This window comes from Nodosilinea nodulosa PCC 7104, assembly GCF_000309385.1.
Taxonomy (GTDB): domain Bacteria; phylum Cyanobacteriota; class Cyanobacteriia; order Phormidesmidales; family Phormidesmidaceae; genus Nodosilinea; species Nodosilinea nodulosa.
In genome coordinates this window covers 2,353,593-2,370,773 of the sequence record NZ_JH976537.1, presented here as the reverse complement: position 1 = coordinate 2,370,773, position 17,181 = coordinate 2,353,593, and the positions used below count along the sequence as shown (strand labels likewise).

The window sequence follows — 17,181 nt, the reverse complement described above, 5'->3', positions numbered from 1 at the left end:
GCCCTCCCCGGAGTTCAGTGCCGGAATCCAAGGCCATGGAGCAATCCTTCGACCGTTAGCTAAAGCCAACCCCCACCTCCCCCACCTCCCCCACCCTCCCCACCCTCCCCACCCCTCCACCCCCCACTCCCCCATGCCCCTCTCCCCGGTCACCCTCTCCCCCAACCAGGTCCTCTACGAGCAAGTCGCTGATCGCCTGCAAAAGCTGATTACCGACGGTACGCTGCAACCGGGCGATCGCCTGCCGTCGGTGCGCAAGCTGCGGGCTCAGCTGTCGGTCAGCACCTCCACCGTGATGGAGGCCTACCGCCTGCTCGAAGATCGGGGGCTAATTTTGGTGCGGCCCCAGTCGGGCTATTACGTCAAGCAAACCAACCTGCAGCTGCCCCAGGAGCCTGCCGCCACCGCCCCACCGCGCCAGGCCACCGATATTGACATCTCCCTGGCCTTTGAAGTGATGCACCGGATGCGCGATCCAGCTTTAGTGCAGATGGGGGCGGCTTTGCCAGCCCTGGAGTATCTTCCCCTGGCGCAGCTGAATCGGGTGACGGGCAAGGTGCTGCGGGAACATTCGCTGCTGGCCCATTCCTACGGCTCGCTGCTGGGCGATGGGGGCCTGCGAGCCGAATTTGCCAAGCGCATGCTCGATGCAGGGTGCTCGGTGCACCCCGACCAGATGGTGATTACCAACGGGGCCAACGAGGCGATTTACCTGTGTCTGCAAGCCCTCACCCAGCCCGGCGACACGGTGGCGATCGAGTCGCCCACCTACTTTGCCATGCTAGAAGCCCTGAAATGCCTGGGGCTAAAGGCCCTTACCCTGCCCACCCACCCCCGCGACGGCATTAGCCTGCCCCACCTGGAGGAGGCGCTGCAAACCGGCGAAGTCAAGGCCGTGCTGCTGGTGTCTAACTTCAGCAACCCCCTGGGCAGCTGCATGGATGACCGCAAGAAAAAGCGGCTGGTCGAGGTGCTCAACCAGTACGATACGCCCCTGATCGAAGACGATGTCTACGGCGATATCTACTTCGAGGGCGATCGCCCCAAGGCAATCAAAGCCTTTGATGCCGAAAACCGGGTGCTCTACTGTTCCTCGGTGAGCAAAACCCTGTCGCCGGGGCTGCGGGTGGGCTGGTGTACGGGCGGGCGCTACCACAGCGAAATCGCCCGCATGAAATCTATTCTCAACCAAAATACGGCGATGGCCCCCCAGCTCACGGTGGCGGCCTTTTTGTCCAACGGCGGCTACGATCGCCACCTGCGCCAGCTCCGCCGCACCTACTACGAGCAAATGCTGCGCATGCAGCAGGCCATTCGCGACTATTTCCCTGCCGAAACCTGCGTGACTCGGCCCGCGGGGGGCCACGTGCTGTGGCTCGAAATGCCCGAGGGGTTTGACTCGATGCGGCTGTACCGAGAGGCGCTGGAAATGGGGATCGCGATCGCACCCGGCGTCATGTTTTCGGCCTCGGGCCAGTGCTACGGCAACTGTTTTCGGCTCAACACAGCGGTGCTCTGGTCAGATACCGTTGAGCAGGCTCTCCAAACCCTGGGGCGGCTAACCAAAAAACAGCTGGCCGAGAATTTCCTGCGGGCCGATGGGCAGTAGCTGAAGAAGGGTATTCAGGCCCTTTCTGGCTTGAATTTCTTAGCCTTTGGTTTTTTAGGCTTGGGGGCGGGCAGCTCTAGCGCAGTTTGCCGAATCAGCTCCGTCACGAACGCCCGATCTTCAAGCTGATCGCCAATTAGAAAGTACGGCTTTGCTCCCGGATAGGGAGGCGCTTCTGCAACAGCGGCTAACAGGGCACGACCGCTAGCGGTCGGCTTGACAAAAAATTGATTGTCGCAAACGAGGCCGACCACTTTGCCATCGCAGTAAATGGCATATTCCCCAAACATTTTCCTGGCGGTAACATCCCCTGCATCACTAACCTGTTCGCAGACAAAATCGACGAAACTAGAGTCTGAAGCCATCTATTCCTCGGTGTACTCAGTGAACTTCTGAATTGCTTTGAAATACGATGCATCTCCGGGTTGATAAATGCTAACGTGATCGGCTTTAGGAATAAGAAATAATTGTTTAGGCTCTGGCGCAGCCGCGTATAAGCGCTTGCTCATTTCAGAGGGTACGACAGAATCAGAGCCGCCGTGCAGAAAGAGGACAGGCATTTTCAATGAGCTGATTTTGGCGATTGAATCAAACCGCTCAGTCAAAACTAGGTTGAGAGGTATAGCTTTTGCAAAACTCTTTTGCTTTACCACCTCAAGCATTGAGGTAAATGAGCTTTGCATGATTAATCCACCGGCTTCAGGATGTTTGATCGCTAGATCTAGCGCAATAGCGCCTCCCATCGATTCGCCGTAAATTATGACTTGTTCAGCAGGAATGTGACGTGTATCTCTCAAGTAGTTCCATGCGGCTTGGCTATCTGCATACAGTTGAGCTTCATTGGGAAAGTTTCCTTCACTGCGCCCATAGCCTCGATAGTCAAACACTAGGACTGAGAAGCCAAGTTGTCGAAATGCCGCAACCCTAGATAAATAGTTGTAGTCCCCCATGTTGCGCCCGACTCCACACAGGTACAGCATTACCCTGGGAGATTTAAGAACCTGCACAGGCTCTTGAGGCAAAATAGCATACTGCTCTTGGGGCGATGCAGATTGAATCCACCAGCCATGAATCGTATCCGTGGACTTTGGAATTGGTATCCAGACATCTTCATAGGGAAGCCCAAAATCAGCAGCGCTTGGCAGCATTGAGAGGTCAGGTCGAGGACGATAGATTAAGTGACGCTGTCGGAACGTAAGCAACAACAAGAGCGAAATATATGCCATGCCGAGAACGCCGACAAAAATAAGCAAATATCTGGACAATTGCCCCGGTAGCCTGCCTATGCTGATCATGTTTCTCATAAATTGCCCTTGTTCTCAGCGGGCGCAGTGGCGCTATACATCAGCATTATGGCCTCTGGGGCGTGAGGCGGTCGGGGCAACCGTAGCGGCATGACTCATCTCGTTATGATGGTTGCGCTCGATCGCCCCAGGCTTCTGGAGCGATCGCGGCCTTAGATGTTGTTGAGAGATTGGAGCGCCATGGCTGGAGAAACTGATCTCACCAGGCTACTTGCGACGATGCAGCCTGTGCTCCGCGAGGGGGAATATGTGTTTTGCAGCCTTCCCGTTGGCGTGGGCTACGACGCGGCCCTTACCCCCATTGGCCTGTTCCAGGAAGAGGAAGGGCTAACGCTGATCCTGCCGCGATCCCGGGCCGATGGGGCGGGTTTGTCCTACGCAGCCGTCTTTGCCATGATTACGCTCTCGGTGCATTCCAGTCTGGAGGCGGTGGGTTTTTTGGCGGCGATCGCGACCCAACTCGCCAGCCACGGCATCAGCGTCAACTCGGTTTCTGCCTTCTACCACGATCACCTGTTTGTGCCCGCCCCCCAGGCGGAGAAAGCCCTGGCCCTGCTGCAAACCCTGATCGACCAAAATAGCCCGCCCTAATCTTGCCGACGGTCGATCTCCCAAAGCGCCAGCGCTAATCTCCTAAACTGAGGCGGGCGTCGGTGGCCAGGGTCTTTAGATCATTCAGCGAGGGGGCAGGGATCGCAGCGCTCGTTTGACTCAGCCACAGGAGGTATTCGATGTTGCCCGCCGGGCCGATCAGCGGCGACCAGGTGAGACCCCGGTAGACCCAGCCCAGGCCCTGGGCGGCGGCGAGGACAGCGGCGATCGCATCGGCCTGATCCCCAGGGTCGCGCACGACGCCCTTTTTGCCAACGCGATCGCGCCCCACCTCAAACTGTGGCTTCACCAGCAGCACCACCTCCCTGGGCGGCACCAGCAAGGCCCAAAAGGCAGGCAGCACCTTGGTCAGCGAAATAAACGACACATCTATCACCCCCAGGTCGGGGCGCGGGTCGCCCTCAGCGTAGAGCTGGTCGGGGGTGAGGTGGCGCAGGTTGGTGCGCTCCCGCAGCACCACGCGGGGGTCCTGGCGCAGCGCCCAGGCCACCTGGCCGTAGCCCACATCAATGCCGTAGACTTTTTTCGCCCCCGCCTGGAGCAGGCAGTCGGTGAAGCCGCCGGTTGAAATGCCGCCATCCAGCGCAATTCTGTCGGGAATGGGGATGGGGAATTCGGCCAGGGCTTTGGCGAGTTTTTCGCCGCCGCGAGAGACAAAGGGCGATCGCGCCTTCACCAGTAGCTCCACATCCTCGGCAAAGGTGGTGCCGGGCTTATCCACCACGGCGTGGTTCACCTGCACCTCCCCAGCCCGAATTAGCCGCTGGGCCTGCTGCCGCGACTCGCACAGACCCCGCTCCACCAGCAGGGCATCCAGGCGCTGTTTGGCCATTGCTTCACAATCTCCCTAGGCGACGGTGCGCGGGTTGAGGCCCCGCCGTCCGGCGATTTGCTCCAGCTGCTGTTTGACCAGATCCAGCCGGGGCTTGGTGCTCTGGCGATCGTACAGCTCGCTGGCCTTCAGCAACGCCTGCACCGCCAGGCCATCGGTGCCCATGTTGGCGTAGGCCAGGCCGCCATTGTGGAAGGCTTCGGCGCAGTCTGGCTCGGCCACCATCACCGCCGTGAACTCGTCGATGGCGGCGGGGTAGCGGCCCTGGGCAAAGGCGGCGCACCCCGCCTCAAACTGGGCTCTGGCCTTGTCGCCCACTGGGGTAGAGAGGTCCATCACGGGTGACGGAAACAGGGCGCTGTTGCCCAGGGGGCGGCGGTAGGCCCACACCATTACCCCCATGCCAAAGCCCAGCACCGCCAGTACCACCGATAGCCAGATCGCCAGTTCCACAGAATGTAACCTCCAAATAGGTAGAGCAAAACTTGTTTTGAAATCGCGGCAAGGGGGCGGCGGCTAAGCAAGCCGTATCGCTGACTTCTGGCCTGACATCGCACCCTGCCGGAAAACCAGCGGCATCCACTGAATACCTTATAGATACGACTGAGCACTATGGCACCTAGCCCCACCAATACTATGCAACAGCTTTCCAGAGGAATCGCGTTTGCCCGTAGGGACGGGTCTCGGTCCATCCCTCCTGGGGCCATTCACCGCAGAGGCGGACTTGGTGGCGGGACTTGGGCGATCGCGCTGTTGATGGCAGGCGCTGTGGCCATGGCGGGGTGCAGGGGCGGGCTGAACCCAAGGCTACGGTTGAACCAGCGCCAGCGGCATCACCGGCCATTGCCACCATCCAGGCCATTGTCGCCAGCCCTGTATCCGTTATCCTCAACCGAGGCGAGCCAGAGCCAGCCCAAGTCAATCAAACGATGGCCTACGGCGACCAAATTCGCACCGCCGATCAGGCCCTGGCCGAGGTGGGCTTGGTCAACGGAGCGATGTTTCGCATCGGGGGCGATGCAACCCTCACCCTGCAACCCAGCCAGCTCCAGCTCACCTCAGGGCAAATGATTACCTGGGTAGAAGGTTCTCTGCCAGAACCCGTAGATATCGTTACCCCCGTCGGTATTGCGGGCATTCGCGGCACTACGGTGTTTGTCAATATCGGCGATGACCCCAGTGCCCCCACCGAGATTTTTTCCTGGGAGGGGCGGGTGGCCTTTCGGCTGGTGGGCAGCCAGGAGGAGGTGATTTTGAATAGTGGCGAACAGCTGTTTGTGTCTCCCGGCGATCGCGATATCGACCAGCTGCGCCAGCGGGTGCAGCCCCTCGATCGCGCCACGGCCCTGGAGCGTTTGGACAACAGCCCCTTGATCAACGGCTTTAGCCGCCCGCTGCCGACGCGATCTGAGCTGGAAGCCACCGTAGAGGAGCTGCCCTAGCCCAGCTGCGATCCGAGAGGCGATCGGGCGCGTTATTCTTGAGAACTGTCCCAGGCTAACCGTTCTGATTGCTTTTTCACTCTCACCTTGAGGCTTGATCTTGCCTTCCTTCGCGGCGATTACGACTACTCCGGCGGGCCTGAGGGCGCTGCTGCCCCTGACCTCTGCTCTGCCCGCAACGCTGTGGATTCCGCCGACCCTGGCGGCAGAATCGGAGGCCTACGGCCTGGCGGCCCAGGTCTACGGCGGTTCTCTCAAGGCGACGCTGCCGGAGCTGTGGTCTGCCTACGACGGGCTGATCTTTGCCCTCGCTACCGGGGCCGTGGTGCGGCTAATTGCGCCGCTGCTAGGTGACAAAGCCACCGATCCGGCGGTGGTGGTGGTGGCCGAAACCGGCGGTCAGGTGATCAGTCTCTGCGGCGGGCACCAGGGCGGCGCGGATGACCTAACGCGCCAGGTAGCTCACTGGCTCAGCGCCGATGCGACTATCACCGGCTCGGCCCCGGCCCACGGGCTGCCGGGGGTAGATGTGCTGGGCCTTCCCTTTGGCTGGAGCAAAGGCGGCGGCGACTGGACCGGGGTGAGCGCCGCGATCGCCCACGGCTGGTCCACTGGCCGCCCCGTCGAAGTTTTCCAGGACGCTGGCTCTACCCTCTGGCAAGACCATTTACCCCAGGGGCATCCCTTCGTCTTTGAGCCGGCCGAAGCGCCAACGGCCCGCCTGTGGATTGGCCCGATCCAGCGGCAGTTCGCGCCCAAGGCGGCCCTGCCCAAAGCCCAGTGGCACCCGCGCGTGCTGTGGGTGGGGGTGGGCTGCGAGCGGGGTACGCCCCGGGTGGTGATTGCGGCGGCGATCGCCCAGGCCTGCCGGGTCAATCATCTGGCGGAGGGGGCGATCGCAGGTCTGGCCAGCCTCGACCTCAAGGCCGACGAGGCGGGGTTAGTCTCGCTCTGCGCCGAACGCCAGTGGCCTCTGCGCTGCTTTACCGCTGAGCAGCTCAAGGCGATTCCCGTGCCCAACCCGTCCACCGTTGTGGAACAGGCGGTGCAGACCCCCAGCGTAGCGGAGGCGGCGGCGATTCTGGCGGCCTCTGAAAGCGGCTCTGGGGGAGAGCTGCGGGTGTCTAAGCAGGTGAGCCGCCTCGAAGGGCAGCCCGGTGCCGTCACGGTGGCGATCGCCCAGGCCGAGCGCGAATACATTCCCCACCCCGGCCACCTGGCGCTGGTGGGCACCGGCCCCGGCGACCTGAATCAGATCACTCCGGCGGCCAAGGCGGCGATCGCCCGCGCCGATGTGGTGATTGGCTACGGCCTCTACATCGAGCAGATTCGCCCCCTCTGCCGCCCCGGTCAAATTGTTGAACCCTGGCCGATCACCCAGGAGCGCCAGCGGGCCGATCGCGCCATTGACCTGGCCCGCTGGGGGCTGAGCGTGGCGGTGGTGTCCTCAGGCGACTGCGGCATCTACGGCATGGCGGGCCTGGTGCTAGAGCAACTCCAGGCCACGGGCTGGGATGGCGCCACCCCCTCGGTGGAGGTCCTGCCCGGCATTTCGGCGCTCCAGGCGGCGGCGGCGCGGGTGGGGGCACCGCTGATGCACGACTTCTGCGCCATCAGCCTCAGCGATCTGCTCACCCCCTGGGAGGTGATTGTCAAACGGCTAGAGGCGGCGGCGGCGGCCGATTTTGTGGTGGCCCTCTACAACCCCAAGTCAAAAACGCGCACCCGGCAGATTGCGATCGCCCACGGCATCTTCATGGCCCACCGTTCCCCCGACACTCCTGTGGCGGTGGTCAGGGCAGTCTACCGGGCCGATGAAGCCATTCACCGCACCACCCTGGGGGCACTGCTAGAGGCCCCCATCGACATGCTGACGGTGGTGCTGATCGGCAACCAGAGCACCCAGCGCCATGGCCCCTGGCTGATTACTCCCCGCGGCTACAACGGCGGCGGTGGGTAGCGGTTGTAAGGGCACAGCTCTGGGGATGCAAATCGTCATACCTGTGCTGCGCCACCGGCAGAATCGTCAACTAGGATTGAGGAGGGTGCTGCGAACCAAAGATATCTCCAAGCTGCTGGGATATTTTCTCTGAATAATTTCCCATACCCGCCGAGAGGAGACGCTGACGATGCCCTCTGAAGCTATCAATGCCGCCGCCCCACCCCCTGAGCTTGTCCAGACATTAATTAGCGGCCTCAGCGCCTACGGGCGACTCTACGGGCTGCCCAACTCCCCCGAGCAGGTGCAGGGCATTCTCGGCACGCTGCTGCGCCTGCATCTGCCCGAGCAGCCCGCCGCCCTGGTCGACGCCGTGGCCCAGCAGGTGCTCGATGGCCTCACCCCTGAAGATTTGAAAAATGCCATTGTCAGCCGCGCCAGCAGCGCCCTGGCCAAGCAGGCCCACCGCTGGCAGCAGCAGCTGGGGGAAAAAATAACGGGGGTGATGGCTGCCTACGTGCAGCGCTACGCGCCTGCGCTAACCCCCGATACCCTGAACAGCATGGCAACGGCGATTCTACCCCTGGTGAGCGATCACGCCATCACCCGCGCCGAGGCCCTGGGCCTGGTTAGCCAGGTGGTGCAGACCTTTGACATCGATGGGGCGATCGCCACCGCGATCAACCCCGTCTACCTGGAGCTGGCCCAAACCCTGGCCACGGCCCTGAGCCAAAAACCGATGGCCGATGCCGTGGGCGAAACCGTCATCGCCTACGTCCAAAAATACGCCCCGACTCTGCTCAATATCGGCGCCGACCTGATCTCGACGGCCCTCAGTGCCGTGCTCCAGAACCAGGTGGACTTTAACATCGATACCCAGCTGACGATCGCCGACGAGAAACTGCTGATCGAGCAGGTCAGCTTTCAGCTCAACATTTTGCAGCAGCAGCCGACCCCCTCAAAGGCGGCGCGAGCGATCGCGAGCCAGGTCAATACCGCCGTCGAGCAGTACCTGCAAGACCGCGAAGGCCATGTCAATGTCACCACTGGCCTGATTAGCGGCGACGGGCTTTCCGTCTCCAGCCCGCTGACCTCCAGCCGCCGCCCGCCAGAGGGGCCATCAACTTAGTCGCCCTCAGCCTTCCTGGCTCTGGGATCGGTCGGCCTCGGCGCGCAGGGCCTCCAGGCTGTGCCACATCTCTGTGAGGTGCAGCCATCCCACATACCCTGAGTAAAGACAGTCGCCCTGGGGCGAAGCCAAAAACACATGGTGGACGCCCAAAGGACTTTGCCACAGGCGAATACTGGTGCCATCGGCAAAGGTGTGCCAGGCAGCCGCCCGACCAAAATCGCGCCGATGGGCGTCGGTCATGCCCGGTATCTGGCGCAGCTGGTCTACCAGGGGGTGGGGCAACAGCGGGGCGCTGAGGCTGCCGCCGCCCCAAAATTGCTGAATTTGCTCCACCACCTCAGGGTGGCAGCGCAGCGCCGGATGGTTAATACCGCTTAGACACACAAACTGCGCATTGGGCACCCGCGTGCTTTCCACTGGAATGGTGCCGTCGCTGCCCCCGTCGATATCGCCCGCAATCGATAGGGTAGCGATGGCGGCGGCAATGCGAGCGGCTAGAGGGCGGCGATCGCGGCCCAGATCGGCAGCAATGCCCACCCCCACCTGGAGCGGGTCAAGAATGCGGCCCAGATCGGCCCCGCCCACGGGAGAACCCACCAGCACCAAAAACTCCACGCGCGGCCACCACTCCGGGTGCCGGTTCAGCACCTCCAGCCAAATCAGCCCCCCCATCGAGTGGCCGACAATGCGCACGGGCAGAGCGGGCTGCCGCGCCAGGGTGGCCGTGGCCAGGGCATCGACCTCATCGATGAGCGGGGCGATGCGCAGCCAGGTCATGGCGTAGTTGAGGCTGGGGGCAACAATCTGCGCCTCCGTCGAGGCCAGCTGCCCGGCCAAAGACATCATCGACTGATTGGTATCGGCCCAGCCGTGCTGGGCAAAAAGAATATAGTCTCCGGTCATAGGGCCAGTTATAGGATTGGACAGCCTAGGCCACTTCCTGGCGCGCCGCCAGGGCTGCCCCCAGCAGCGAGGCCCCGCTAAACAGCAGGCTGATGCCCACGTACAAGCCGATGAGCCAGAGGGCGCTAAAAGGCCAGCGGTTGATCACCAAAATCCCCAAAATGAGCGTGATGATGCCGTTGATAGCCACAAACCACGACATGCTGCGGCCCGCCCGGTAGGTAAAGGCCATGATAATGGTAAAAATACCTTCGGCGATAAACAGCAGCCCAAAGGCCAGGGTCAGCACCGCCGTGGCCTTGACCAGGTTGAATAATATGTAAAGTCCTGCGATCGCGTAGAGGACGCCCACCCCCAGGTTCAGCCCCAGCCCCCGCACCGCCCTGGCCTGAAATGCCTGAAAAATCTGTAAAACGCCGCCAATTAAGGCAATCCAACCAATCATGGAGGTGAACAGAGCAGAGGCGATGCCCGGCATTAAAATCGCCAGAATACCCAGCATAATCAAACCTATGCTGAGGGCAATCATCCAGCCCGTTGCCGCTTTAATCTCACTACTCGGTGGAGGTTCCATAGTCATAACAGCGCCTCAGTGAAATAGGTCTGTGCAATAGGTCTGTGGATTAAAAAGGGGTTGATGCTCGCGAATTTGAACGCCGCCTAGGCGAACGCCCAGGGCAGTGGTTTTCTACAGTCCAGCAAACTTATACCCTACTTTTGTTGAGCAACGCTATCCCTAAACGGGATAGCCCCTACACCCTACCCGCAGTTGAAAACTCCCATGGCCCATCCTCGCAATCGTGTCACCGCCGACTGGCTAGCCCACCATCTCACAGACCCGCAGGTGATTGTGGTGGACTGTCGCTTTGCCCTGAGCGACCCCCACCAGGGGCGGCAGCAGTACGCCGCTGGCCATATTCCCGGCGCCTGGTACCTAGATCTCAACCAAGACCTGTCCAGCCCGGTGCAGGCCCACGGCGGTCGCCATCCTCTGCCCGACCTAGATGGCTTCAGCAAAAAACTGGCGGCTATGGGCGTCCATTCCCAGTGCGCAGACTCCCAGGGCCAAGAGCCCACCCTGGTGGTGGCCTACGACGACTCGCGCTTTGCCTTTGCGGCCCGCCTCTGGTGGCTGCTGCGCTACCTGGGCCACGACGATGTAGCGGTTTTAGACGGCGGCTGGTCGGGCTGGGTAGGGGCAGGGCGGCCCACCAGCACTGAAACCCCTGCTCCCCGCCCTGGCCAGTTCACGCCTGCCCCGCGTCAGGGCTGGCTGGTGGATATTGAGGCGGTGCGCGATCGCCCCCCGGCGGCCCTGCTGATCGATTCGCGATCGCCCGAGCGCTACCGGGGCGAGCTGGAACCCATCGACCCTGTTGCGGGCAGCATTCCCGGCGCGGTGAACTATTTTTGGCAAGATGCTTCAGAACCCAGCGGCCAGCTCAAGTCTCCTGAAGCTCTGGCCAATCACTGGGCTGCCCTGGATGCCGCCGACGAGGCGATCGTCTACTGCGGCTCGGGGGTTACGGCCTGCGTCAACCTGCTGGCCCAAACCCTGGCCGGGCGACCGATGGCCAAGCTATACCTGGGCGGCTGGAGCGACTGGTGCTCCTATCTCTAGCTCATTCTGTCCCCAGGCAATTCTCTAGCTAATCTTGATGGAGAGGCACTGCCGGAGTGGGGTCATCCTGGCTGGAGGAGACCTGGTTGGCATGACTGCCCTGGGGCTCTAGCTCAGCAACAGTGGGCACTTTGCCGTTGGTCCCATGGCTGGCCTCGCTCCCTGGGTCCGCCGTGGTTTCGCCATCTTGTATTTCGGTGCGTTTTGAGAACCCCCAGGTAAAGACCAGGGCGATCACCAGCACCATGGCCCACTCGGGGGGCACCAGGGTGGGGTCAAGCACCCGCACCAGCAGGCGAACTCCCACAAAGGCGACGGTAATAAACCCGGCGTCTTCTAAATGCTCAAACTCTTCTAGCCAGCGGATAAATAGCCCCGCCATAAACCGCAGGGTAATAATGCCGATGGTGCCGCCCAGCAAAATTACTACCACATCCTTGGAGAGAGCCAGAGCGGTAGTCACACTGTCGAGGGAAAAGGCTAAATCGGTAAACGCGATCACCGGAATCGCCTGCAAAACGCTGGCAAACCTCGGCCCGTGGTGATGGGCTTCGGTATCGGTTTCAGCGGTGAAATGCTGATAGACAAGCCACAGCAGGTAGGCCGCCCCCATCACCTCAAACTGCCAAAACTGAAGCACCCAGCCCGCCGTCAAAATTAGCCCGACCCTGAGGACAAAGGCAATCAGCAGGCCAAAATTTAAGGCCCGGCGCTGCATGGCTTCGCTGTCTAGCCCCTGGGCGATCGCAGCCAGGGCGATCGCATTGTCTGCCGACAGCACCGCCTCCAGGGCAATCAGCACCGGCAGCAGCAGCAGGGTATCAACCCCAAAATTGGCAGAAATATCCAGCAGTCGGTCTAGCATCAGCTCAGGTCAGCCGCCCAGGGCAGCAATGGTAAAGGTCTGAAGGAAAGGCGCACAGCTGACTGGCGATCGCAGACCCTGGGATTCTAAACCACCGAGGGAAACCTCCCAGCCTGCATCTAGCCCGCCCAGCCAGCGGCGTAATGGCCTTAGTCTAACGCGCCCCACTTCCTTAGAATAGTACGGTTAACATCCACTACCATCCATCCGCAGGGGAGACGCCGGAGTGCTAAGTTCGCTGCTGAGTCAATTTCGCCAACGCTATCCCCAGGGCAGCCTGACGTCAGAACTGCTAACTATTCACGACGGGCTGTACGTGGTGCAGGTCTGCGCTGGGGTAGACGGCACCACCCTGGCCAGCGGCCTCGGGGCCAATACTGCCCTGGAAGCGGCTGAGGATGGTGCCACCGCCCGCGCCCTAGAGCGCCTGGGGCTGTCCGCCGTCACCCCCGCCAGCCCAGGTAAGACCAGCGGCCCTCAACCGCTCGGACCTGACCCCCTCGCTAGTGCCGCAGCCCCATCCCCCCAGCCCGAACCGGCCCTGCTCACGGCTGAAACCGACGCCGCTCTGCCGCCGCAGCCGACTTCACCCCGAGGCAAGCTGCCCCTGGCTCAGCCAGCTCCAGAGCTGGAGCTTCCGCTGGCCGTGTCCACCCTTGACTTCCCCCCCGTCGCCATGGCGATTCCACCGCTGCCCAAGCTGCCTGCCCAGGCCAAAGACGAAGCCTCCGATGCCCTCAACGCCCCGGCTGATGAGTTTATAACTCTGGGGGCCGAGCCAGGGGTCTCCATCGATCTATCCGACATCATCGCCCAGACCGATGTGGAGCTACAGCGGCTGGGCTGGGGCGTGAACCAGGGCCGCGAGTTTTTAGAGAAGACCTACGGCAAGCGATCGCGCCACGACCTCACCGACGACGAACTGCTGGAGTTTTTACTGTTCTTAGAAACCCAGTCAGCCCCCGGCGACTGATCGCCAGGGGCTGATCCTCGGCCCTGTTGCTCTACATCGCGGCCTCTACATCACGGTGAGGGGGCGGCTGCCTACGGCGGTGCGATCGATCACCTGGTCAATCAGGCCGTACTCTACCGCCTCCTGGGGGCTCATAAAGAAGTCGCGCTCGGTATCTTCGGCAATTTTGTTGTAGGGCTGGCCGGTATTTTCGGCCATGGCTTCGTTGAGCTGCTTCTTCAGGTAGAGAATTTCCTTGGCCTGAATCTCAATATCGGTGGCCTGACCCTGGGCACCGCCCAAGGGCTGGTGAATCATAATCCGCGAGTTGGGCAGGCTCATGCGCTTGCCTTTTTCGCCCGCTGTTAGCAAAAAGGCCCCCATGCTGGCCGCCAGACCCAGGCAAATGGTGCAGATCTGGGGGCGAATGTGTTTCATGGTGTCGTAGATGCCCAGCCCCGCGCTCACCGACCCGCCGGGGGAGTTGATGTACAGATAAATATCTTTGTCGGGGTCTTCAGCTTCGAGAAACAGCATTTGGGCCACGATCAGGTTGGCCGAGTCGGCGGTGACTTCCTGGCCAAGAAAGATAATGCGCTCCCGCAAAAGCCGGGAATAAATGTCAAACGCGCGTTCGCCACGCCCGGACTGCTCAATAACGGTTGGAATCATCGTATCAGCCACTTTGTACGGGTTTTCTTGATTCTAGCGAGTTGTGTTCCCCAGGGGAGAAATCGATTGGGGGGATAGCCGATCCAAACTCCGGAGCGATCGCCTCAGGAGTGGGCAAATTCTGGCTCCGTCGGTTTGTTATCCTGGCAACTACACCCTTCCCCAGGCGCAGCTATGGCCGTTAGCGTTGACCAAATTTTGCGGTGGAAGCAGTCGGGTACGCCCGCCCCACCCCTCGCCGTGCTCACCGCCTGGGATTTCATGTCGGGGCAAATTGTCGATGCGGCGGGGGCCGACATTGCGCTGGTGGGCGACTCGCTGGCAATGGTAGCCCTGGGCTACGACACCACCCTGCCCCTCACCACCGAAGATATATTGATCTGCGCCAAGGCCGTGCGGCGGGGCGTCAAGAATGCCCTGGTGGTGGTAGATTTGCCCTTTCTCAGCTACCAGACCAGCGTAGAAGACGCCATTCGCGCGGCGGGTCAAATGCTAAAAGAGGCCGGTGCCCAGGCGGTGAAGCTGGAGGGCGGCCACGAGGGCGTGGTTGACACCGTGCGACGCCTGGTGCAGTGGGGCATTCCGGTGATGGGCCACGTGGGGTTGACCCCCCAGTCGGTGAACCAGTTTGGCGGCTTTCGCAAGCAGGGCAAAACCGAGGCTGAGGCCGATCGCATTCTGGCCGAGGCCAGGGCTCTGGAGCAGGCCGGGGCGTTTTGTGTGGTGCTAGAGCACATTCCCGCCGAGCTAGCCCGCGATATTACCAAGGCGCTGGGCATTCCCACCATTGGCATCGGGGCCGGGGTGCACTGCGATGGGCAGGTCTTGGTGACGGCGGATGTGCTGGGGCTTTCGGCCTGGCAGCCCCCCTTTGCCAAGGTCTACGCTAACCTCAGACAGCAGGCGATTGAGGCGGCCCAGCAGTTCTGTGGGGAGGTGCGATCGGGTCAGTACCCCGCCTGACCTATCCGGGCAGTACCCCGCCTAAAATTCCGCTAAGCTAAGTACGCTGGCAGATGAACGATTCACTACGGTTGACACTTTGCTATGACCACAACTCTTAAATTTAAGTACGACGTCAAAGACATTGCCCTGGCGACCCAGGGCAAGCAGCGGATCGAGTGGGCCGGGCGCGAGATGCCCGTGCTGCGCCAAATTCAAGATCGCTTTGCCCAGGAAAAGCCCCTGGCCGGCATTCGCATTTCGGCCTGCTGCCACGTCACCACCGAGACTGCTCACCTGGCGATCGCGCTCAAAAACGGCGGTGCCGATGCAGTCCTCATTGCCAGCAATCCCCTCTCCACCCAGGACGACGTTGCGGCCAGCCTGGTTGCCGACTACGGCATTCCCGTCTTTGCCTTTCGCGGTGAAGACAGCGCCACCTACCACCGCCACGTCGAAACCGCCCTCGATCACCGCCCCAACATCATCATCGACGACGGCAGCGACGTAGTGGCCACCCTGGTGCAAAACCGCCAGGCCCAGCTGGCCGACATTATCGGCACCACCGAAGAGACCACCACGGGCATCGTGCGGCTCAAGGCTATGTTCAAAGACGGGGTGCTCAGCTTCCCCGCCATGAACGTCAACGACGCCGACACCAAGCATTTCTTCGACAACCGCTACGGCACGGGCCAGTCGACCCTAGACGGCATTATTCGCGCCACCAACGTGCTGCTGGCGGGCAAAACCATTGTGGTGTCAGGCTACGGCTGGTGTGGCAAAGGCACCGCCATGCGGGCCAAAGGCATGGGGGCCAACGTCATCGTCACCGAGATTGACCCGGTGCGGGCGATCGAAGCCGTCATGGATGGCTTTCGGGTGATGCCCATGGCCCAGGCGGCCACCGTCGGCGATCTGTTTATTACCGTCACCGGCAACAAGCACGTCATCCGCCGCGAGCACTTCGAGGCCATGAAAGACGGCGCCATGGTCTGCAACTCCGGCCACTTTGACATCGAAATCGACCTCAAATCCCTGGGCGAAATGGCCTCTGAGGTCAAGCAGGTGCGCAACTTTACCCAGCAATATATGCTCACCAACGGCAAATCGGTGATCGTGCTGGGTGAGGGCCGCCTGGTCAACCTGGCCGCCGCCGAAGGCCACCCCAGCGCGGTTATGGATATGAGCTTTGCCAACCAGGCCCTGGCCTGCGAGTACCTGGTGAAAAACCAGGGCTCCCTCGAACCCGGTCTGCACTCCATTCCCGAAGCGGTGGACAAGGAAATTGCCCGGCTGAAGCTGGTGGCCATGGGCATTGAGGTCGATAGTCTCACCCCCGAGCAGGAAATTTACATCAACTCCTGGACCGTGGGCACCTAGGCGCTGGTTCGCTAGCTCAAAAACCGGGCTTCTTCCGCTGGCTGTAACAGGCCGCCCAAAATAGCGAAGAAAGCCCGATTTTTTGCGATGGTGATCATTAAATAACCCCCGATGCCACGGCACCGGGGGCTGTTTAGTATAGGGAGTTAGCTTATAGATTGCGTGAAGCCGTCTTATCTGTATCTAGAATGCCCTGGTTCCAGGGCAGCGTCACCACTTTTTTGGCATCTTTACGGCAGGTTGATCGCCCAGGGGTGGGGCTCAAGCGTTGTGCGAAGTGTGATGGCGGTCACTGACGCGCTTTGCGCGATCGCCATAATTCATAGTCCAGATCTGGGCTATGGATGCAGAGCTGATAGAACTGGTGATTGGTCAGCTGCACGGCTGGCTGATTTCGAGGGTCAAACCCAGAGTGGTCATGGCGGTTGCTCTGAAGCTGGCGGGTGAATCCAGCGGTAATGAGGCCTATGGTAACGACGTCCTATCCGTGGGAATCGTCAAAACCGTTGCGGGCGAACAACTCTCCTGGGAGAACTGCCTAGAATAGGCCTTAACTTGCTTCACTCCCACGAGCCACGAGCCATGAGCTACAGCTTTGACATCATTGGCATTGCCCCGGTGCTGCAATTCTTTAACCACCAGCAGCGGGTGGAGACCAAGCCCGATCGCAGCCAGGCTTTTCTGGGCAGCTACTGCTGCACCCTCGACGCGTTTATCAATGCCACCGAAGCCGTCCATCGCAGGCCCGATTGGGATTGGGACGCGATCGTAGGCACCATGGTCGCCTTCTGGCTCAGGCAAGAAAAAGACGTGCTCCACTGGAAGCAGCAGCTTGCCGCCGCCAAGGACGATCAAACTCTGGGCAACCAAGCCTTGATTGTGGCCCGTGTGGTCAACTACGACAGCCTGCGCCACGAGTTTGAAACCCTGTTCGACGGCTAGCGACAGGGCCAAGATGCAAAGAACATGCCAGAAT

Annotated in this window: 19 protein-coding genes; 11 read left to right on the top strand and 8 right to left on the bottom strand. The window is 61.2% G+C overall.

The genetic code is table 11. The features are described from left to right. Positions 1–133: 133 nt before the first annotated feature. Complete coding sequence (locus LEPTO7104_RS0110825) at positions 134–1,609, top strand: aminotransferase-like domain-containing protein (protein ID WP_017298598.1); 1,476 nt, start codon at positions 134–136, stop codon at positions 1,607–1,609. 14 nt (positions 1,610–1,623) lie between these two features. Here the strand turns inward: LEPTO7104_RS0110825 and LEPTO7104_RS0110820 are convergent, their stop codons facing one another. Continuing rightward, on the bottom strand, positions 1,624–1,974 hold the full coding sequence (locus LEPTO7104_RS0110820; protein ID WP_026072583.1) for a TfoX/Sxy family protein: 351 nt from the start codon (positions 1,972–1,974) through the stop codon (positions 1,624–1,626). Further along, positions 1,975–2,913, bottom strand: a complete 939-nt coding sequence (locus LEPTO7104_RS0110815; protein ID WP_017298596.1) for an alpha/beta hydrolase — start codon at positions 2,911–2,913, stop codon at positions 1,975–1,977. Between the two features lie 180 nt (positions 2,914–3,093). On the opposite strand from LEPTO7104_RS0110815, the gene LEPTO7104_RS0110810 reads away from it, so the two are divergent. Next, positions 3,094–3,504, top strand: a complete 411-nt coding sequence (locus tag LEPTO7104_RS0110810; RefSeq protein WP_026072582.1) for an ACT domain-containing protein — start codon at positions 3,094–3,096, stop codon at positions 3,502–3,504. 34 nt (positions 3,505–3,538) lie between these two features. On the opposite strand, the gene LEPTO7104_RS0110805 is transcribed toward LEPTO7104_RS0110810, so the two are convergent. Together LEPTO7104_RS0110805 and LEPTO7104_RS33465 are read right to left on the bottom strand one after the other, a co-directional pair. Next, positions 3,539–4,357 carry a TlyA family RNA methyltransferase gene (locus tag LEPTO7104_RS0110805; protein WP_017298594.1) on the bottom strand — a complete coding sequence of 273 codons (819 nt, stop codon included), beginning with the start codon at positions 4,355–4,357 and terminating at the stop codon, positions 3,539–3,541. Between the two features lie 15 nt (positions 4,358–4,372). Further along, the gene (locus LEPTO7104_RS33465; protein WP_017298593.1) at positions 4,373–4,810 is read right to left on the bottom strand and encodes a tetratricopeptide repeat protein; all 438 of its coding nucleotides are present in this window, start codon (positions 4,808–4,810) and stop codon (positions 4,373–4,375) included. 284 nt (positions 4,811–5,094) lie between these two features. Between LEPTO7104_RS33465 and LEPTO7104_RS0110795 the strand changes: the two genes are divergently transcribed. The 3 genes from LEPTO7104_RS0110795 to LEPTO7104_RS0110785 all read left to right on the top strand — a co-directional run bounded on the left by LEPTO7104_RS0110795 (position 5,095) and on the right by LEPTO7104_RS0110785 (position 8,867). Then, positions 5,095–5,799: a FecR domain-containing protein gene (locus LEPTO7104_RS0110795; RefSeq protein WP_017298592.1), complete on the top strand. Its 705-nt coding sequence runs from the start codon at positions 5,095–5,097 to the stop codon at positions 5,797–5,799. Between the two features lie 94 nt (positions 5,800–5,893). After that, on the top strand, positions 5,894–7,759 hold the full coding sequence (gene cobJ, locus LEPTO7104_RS33460; RefSeq protein WP_017298591.1) for a precorrin-3B C(17)-methyltransferase: 1,866 nt from the start codon (positions 5,894–5,896) through the stop codon (positions 7,757–7,759). A 169-nt stretch (positions 7,760–7,928) separates the two neighbouring features. Then, positions 7,929–8,867 (top strand): hypothetical protein, encoded by a 939-nt coding sequence (locus tag LEPTO7104_RS0110785; protein ID WP_017298590.1) that lies wholly within the window; start codon positions 7,929–7,931, stop codon positions 8,865–8,867. A gap of 6 nt (positions 8,868–8,873) precedes the next feature. On the opposite strand, the gene LEPTO7104_RS0110780 is transcribed toward LEPTO7104_RS0110785, so the two are convergent. Both LEPTO7104_RS0110780 and LEPTO7104_RS0110775 read right to left on the bottom strand, forming a co-directional pair. Next, complete coding sequence (locus LEPTO7104_RS0110780; protein ID WP_017298589.1) at positions 8,874–9,773, bottom strand: esterase/lipase family protein; 900 nt, start codon at positions 9,771–9,773, stop codon at positions 8,874–8,876. Between the two features lie 25 nt (positions 9,774–9,798). Beyond that, positions 9,799–10,353 (bottom strand): HdeD family acid-resistance protein, encoded by a 555-nt coding sequence (locus LEPTO7104_RS0110775; RefSeq protein WP_026072581.1) that lies wholly within the window; start codon positions 10,351–10,353, stop codon positions 9,799–9,801. 201 nt (positions 10,354–10,554) lie between these two features. On the opposite strand from LEPTO7104_RS0110775, the gene LEPTO7104_RS0110770 reads away from it, so the two are divergent. Continuing rightward, positions 10,555–11,394: a sulfurtransferase gene (locus tag LEPTO7104_RS0110770; protein WP_017298587.1), complete on the top strand. Its 840-nt coding sequence runs from the start codon at positions 10,555–10,557 to the stop codon at positions 11,392–11,394. A gap of 28 nt (positions 11,395–11,422) precedes the next feature. Here LEPTO7104_RS0110770 and LEPTO7104_RS33455 read toward each other — a convergent pair whose 3' ends face one another. Further along, entirely contained in the window at positions 11,423–12,259 is an 837-nt protein-coding gene (locus LEPTO7104_RS33455; RefSeq protein ID WP_017298586.1) for a TerC family protein, read from the bottom strand. Between the two features lie 226 nt (positions 12,260–12,485). Between LEPTO7104_RS33455 and LEPTO7104_RS0110760 the strand changes: the two genes are divergently transcribed. Beyond that, complete coding sequence (locus tag LEPTO7104_RS0110760) at positions 12,486–13,232, top strand: hypothetical protein (protein WP_017298585.1); 747 nt, start codon at positions 12,486–12,488, stop codon at positions 13,230–13,232. A 45-nt stretch (positions 13,233–13,277) separates the two neighbouring features. On the opposite strand, the gene clpP is transcribed toward LEPTO7104_RS0110760, so the two are convergent. Next, the gene (clpP, locus tag LEPTO7104_RS0110755) at positions 13,278–13,883 is read right to left on the bottom strand and encodes an ATP-dependent Clp endopeptidase proteolytic subunit ClpP (protein WP_017298584.1); all 606 of its coding nucleotides are present in this window, start codon (positions 13,881–13,883) and stop codon (positions 13,278–13,280) included. A 174-nt stretch (positions 13,884–14,057) separates the two neighbouring features. Between clpP and panB the strand changes: the two genes are divergently transcribed. From panB to LEPTO7104_RS0110735, 4 genes are all read left to right on the top strand, one after another. Beyond that, positions 14,058–14,846, top strand: a complete 789-nt coding sequence (gene panB / locus LEPTO7104_RS0110750) for a 3-methyl-2-oxobutanoate hydroxymethyltransferase (protein WP_017298583.1) — start codon at positions 14,058–14,060, stop codon at positions 14,844–14,846. A gap of 84 nt (positions 14,847–14,930) precedes the next feature. Then, positions 14,931–16,205, top strand: a complete 1,275-nt coding sequence (gene ahcY, locus LEPTO7104_RS0110745) for an adenosylhomocysteinase (RefSeq protein ID WP_017298582.1) — start codon at positions 14,931–14,933, stop codon at positions 16,203–16,205. Between the two features lie 340 nt (positions 16,206–16,545). Further along, positions 16,546–16,752, top strand: a complete 207-nt coding sequence (locus LEPTO7104_RS0110740; protein WP_017298581.1) for a hypothetical protein — start codon at positions 16,546–16,548, stop codon at positions 16,750–16,752. A 35-nt stretch (positions 16,753–16,787) separates the two neighbouring features. Next, positions 16,788–17,147: a hypothetical protein gene (locus LEPTO7104_RS0110735; protein WP_017298580.1), complete on the top strand. Its 360-nt coding sequence runs from the start codon at positions 16,788–16,790 to the stop codon at positions 17,145–17,147. Positions 17,148–17,181 lie beyond the last annotated feature (34 nt).

What these genes read in the sequence shown, in the direction of transcription:
- LEPTO7104_RS0110825 (WP_017298598.1), top strand. Translation starts at nt 134, where the DNA reads ATGCCCCTCTCCCCGGTCACCCTCTCCCCCAACCAGGTCCTCTACGAG.
- LEPTO7104_RS0110820 (WP_026072583.1), bottom strand. Translation starts at nt 1,974, where the DNA reads ATGGCTTCAGACTCTAGTTTCGTCGATTTTGTCTGCGAACAGGTTAGT.
- LEPTO7104_RS0110815 (WP_017298596.1), bottom strand. Translation starts at nt 2,913, where the DNA reads ATGAGAAACATGATCAGCATAGGCAGGCTACCGGGGCAATTGTCCAGA.
- LEPTO7104_RS0110810 (WP_026072582.1), top strand. Translation starts at nt 3,094, where the DNA reads ATGGCTGGAGAAACTGATCTCACCAGGCTACTTGCGACGATGCAGCCT.
- LEPTO7104_RS0110805 (WP_017298594.1), bottom strand. Translation starts at nt 4,357, where the DNA reads ATGGCCAAACAGCGCCTGGATGCCCTGCTGGTGGAGCGGGGTCTGTGC.
- LEPTO7104_RS0110785 (WP_017298590.1), top strand. Translation starts at nt 7,929, where the DNA reads ATGCCCTCTGAAGCTATCAATGCCGCCGCCCCACCCCCTGAGCTTGTC.
- LEPTO7104_RS0110780 (WP_017298589.1), bottom strand. Translation starts at nt 9,773, where the DNA reads ATGACCGGAGACTATATTCTTTTTGCCCAGCACGGCTGGGCCGATACC.
- LEPTO7104_RS0110775 (WP_026072581.1), bottom strand. Translation starts at nt 10,353, where the DNA reads ATGACTATGGAACCTCCACCGAGTAGTGAGATTAAAGCGGCAACGGGC.
- LEPTO7104_RS0110770 (WP_017298587.1), top strand. Translation starts at nt 10,555, where the DNA reads ATGGCCCATCCTCGCAATCGTGTCACCGCCGACTGGCTAGCCCACCAT.
- LEPTO7104_RS33455 (WP_017298586.1), bottom strand. Translation starts at nt 12,259, where the DNA reads ATGCTAGACCGACTGCTGGATATTTCTGCCAATTTTGGGGTTGATACC.
- clpP (WP_017298584.1), bottom strand. Translation starts at nt 13,883, where the DNA reads ATGATTCCAACCGTTATTGAGCAGTCCGGGCGTGGCGAACGCGCGTTT.
- panB (WP_017298583.1), top strand. Translation starts at nt 14,058, where the DNA reads ATGGCCGTTAGCGTTGACCAAATTTTGCGGTGGAAGCAGTCGGGTACG.
- ahcY (WP_017298582.1), top strand. Translation starts at nt 14,931, where the DNA reads ATGACCACAACTCTTAAATTTAAGTACGACGTCAAAGACATTGCCCTG.
- LEPTO7104_RS0110740 (WP_017298581.1), top strand. Translation starts at nt 16,546, where the DNA reads ATGGATGCAGAGCTGATAGAACTGGTGATTGGTCAGCTGCACGGCTGG.
- LEPTO7104_RS0110735 (WP_017298580.1), top strand. Translation starts at nt 16,788, where the DNA reads ATGAGCTACAGCTTTGACATCATTGGCATTGCCCCGGTGCTGCAATTC.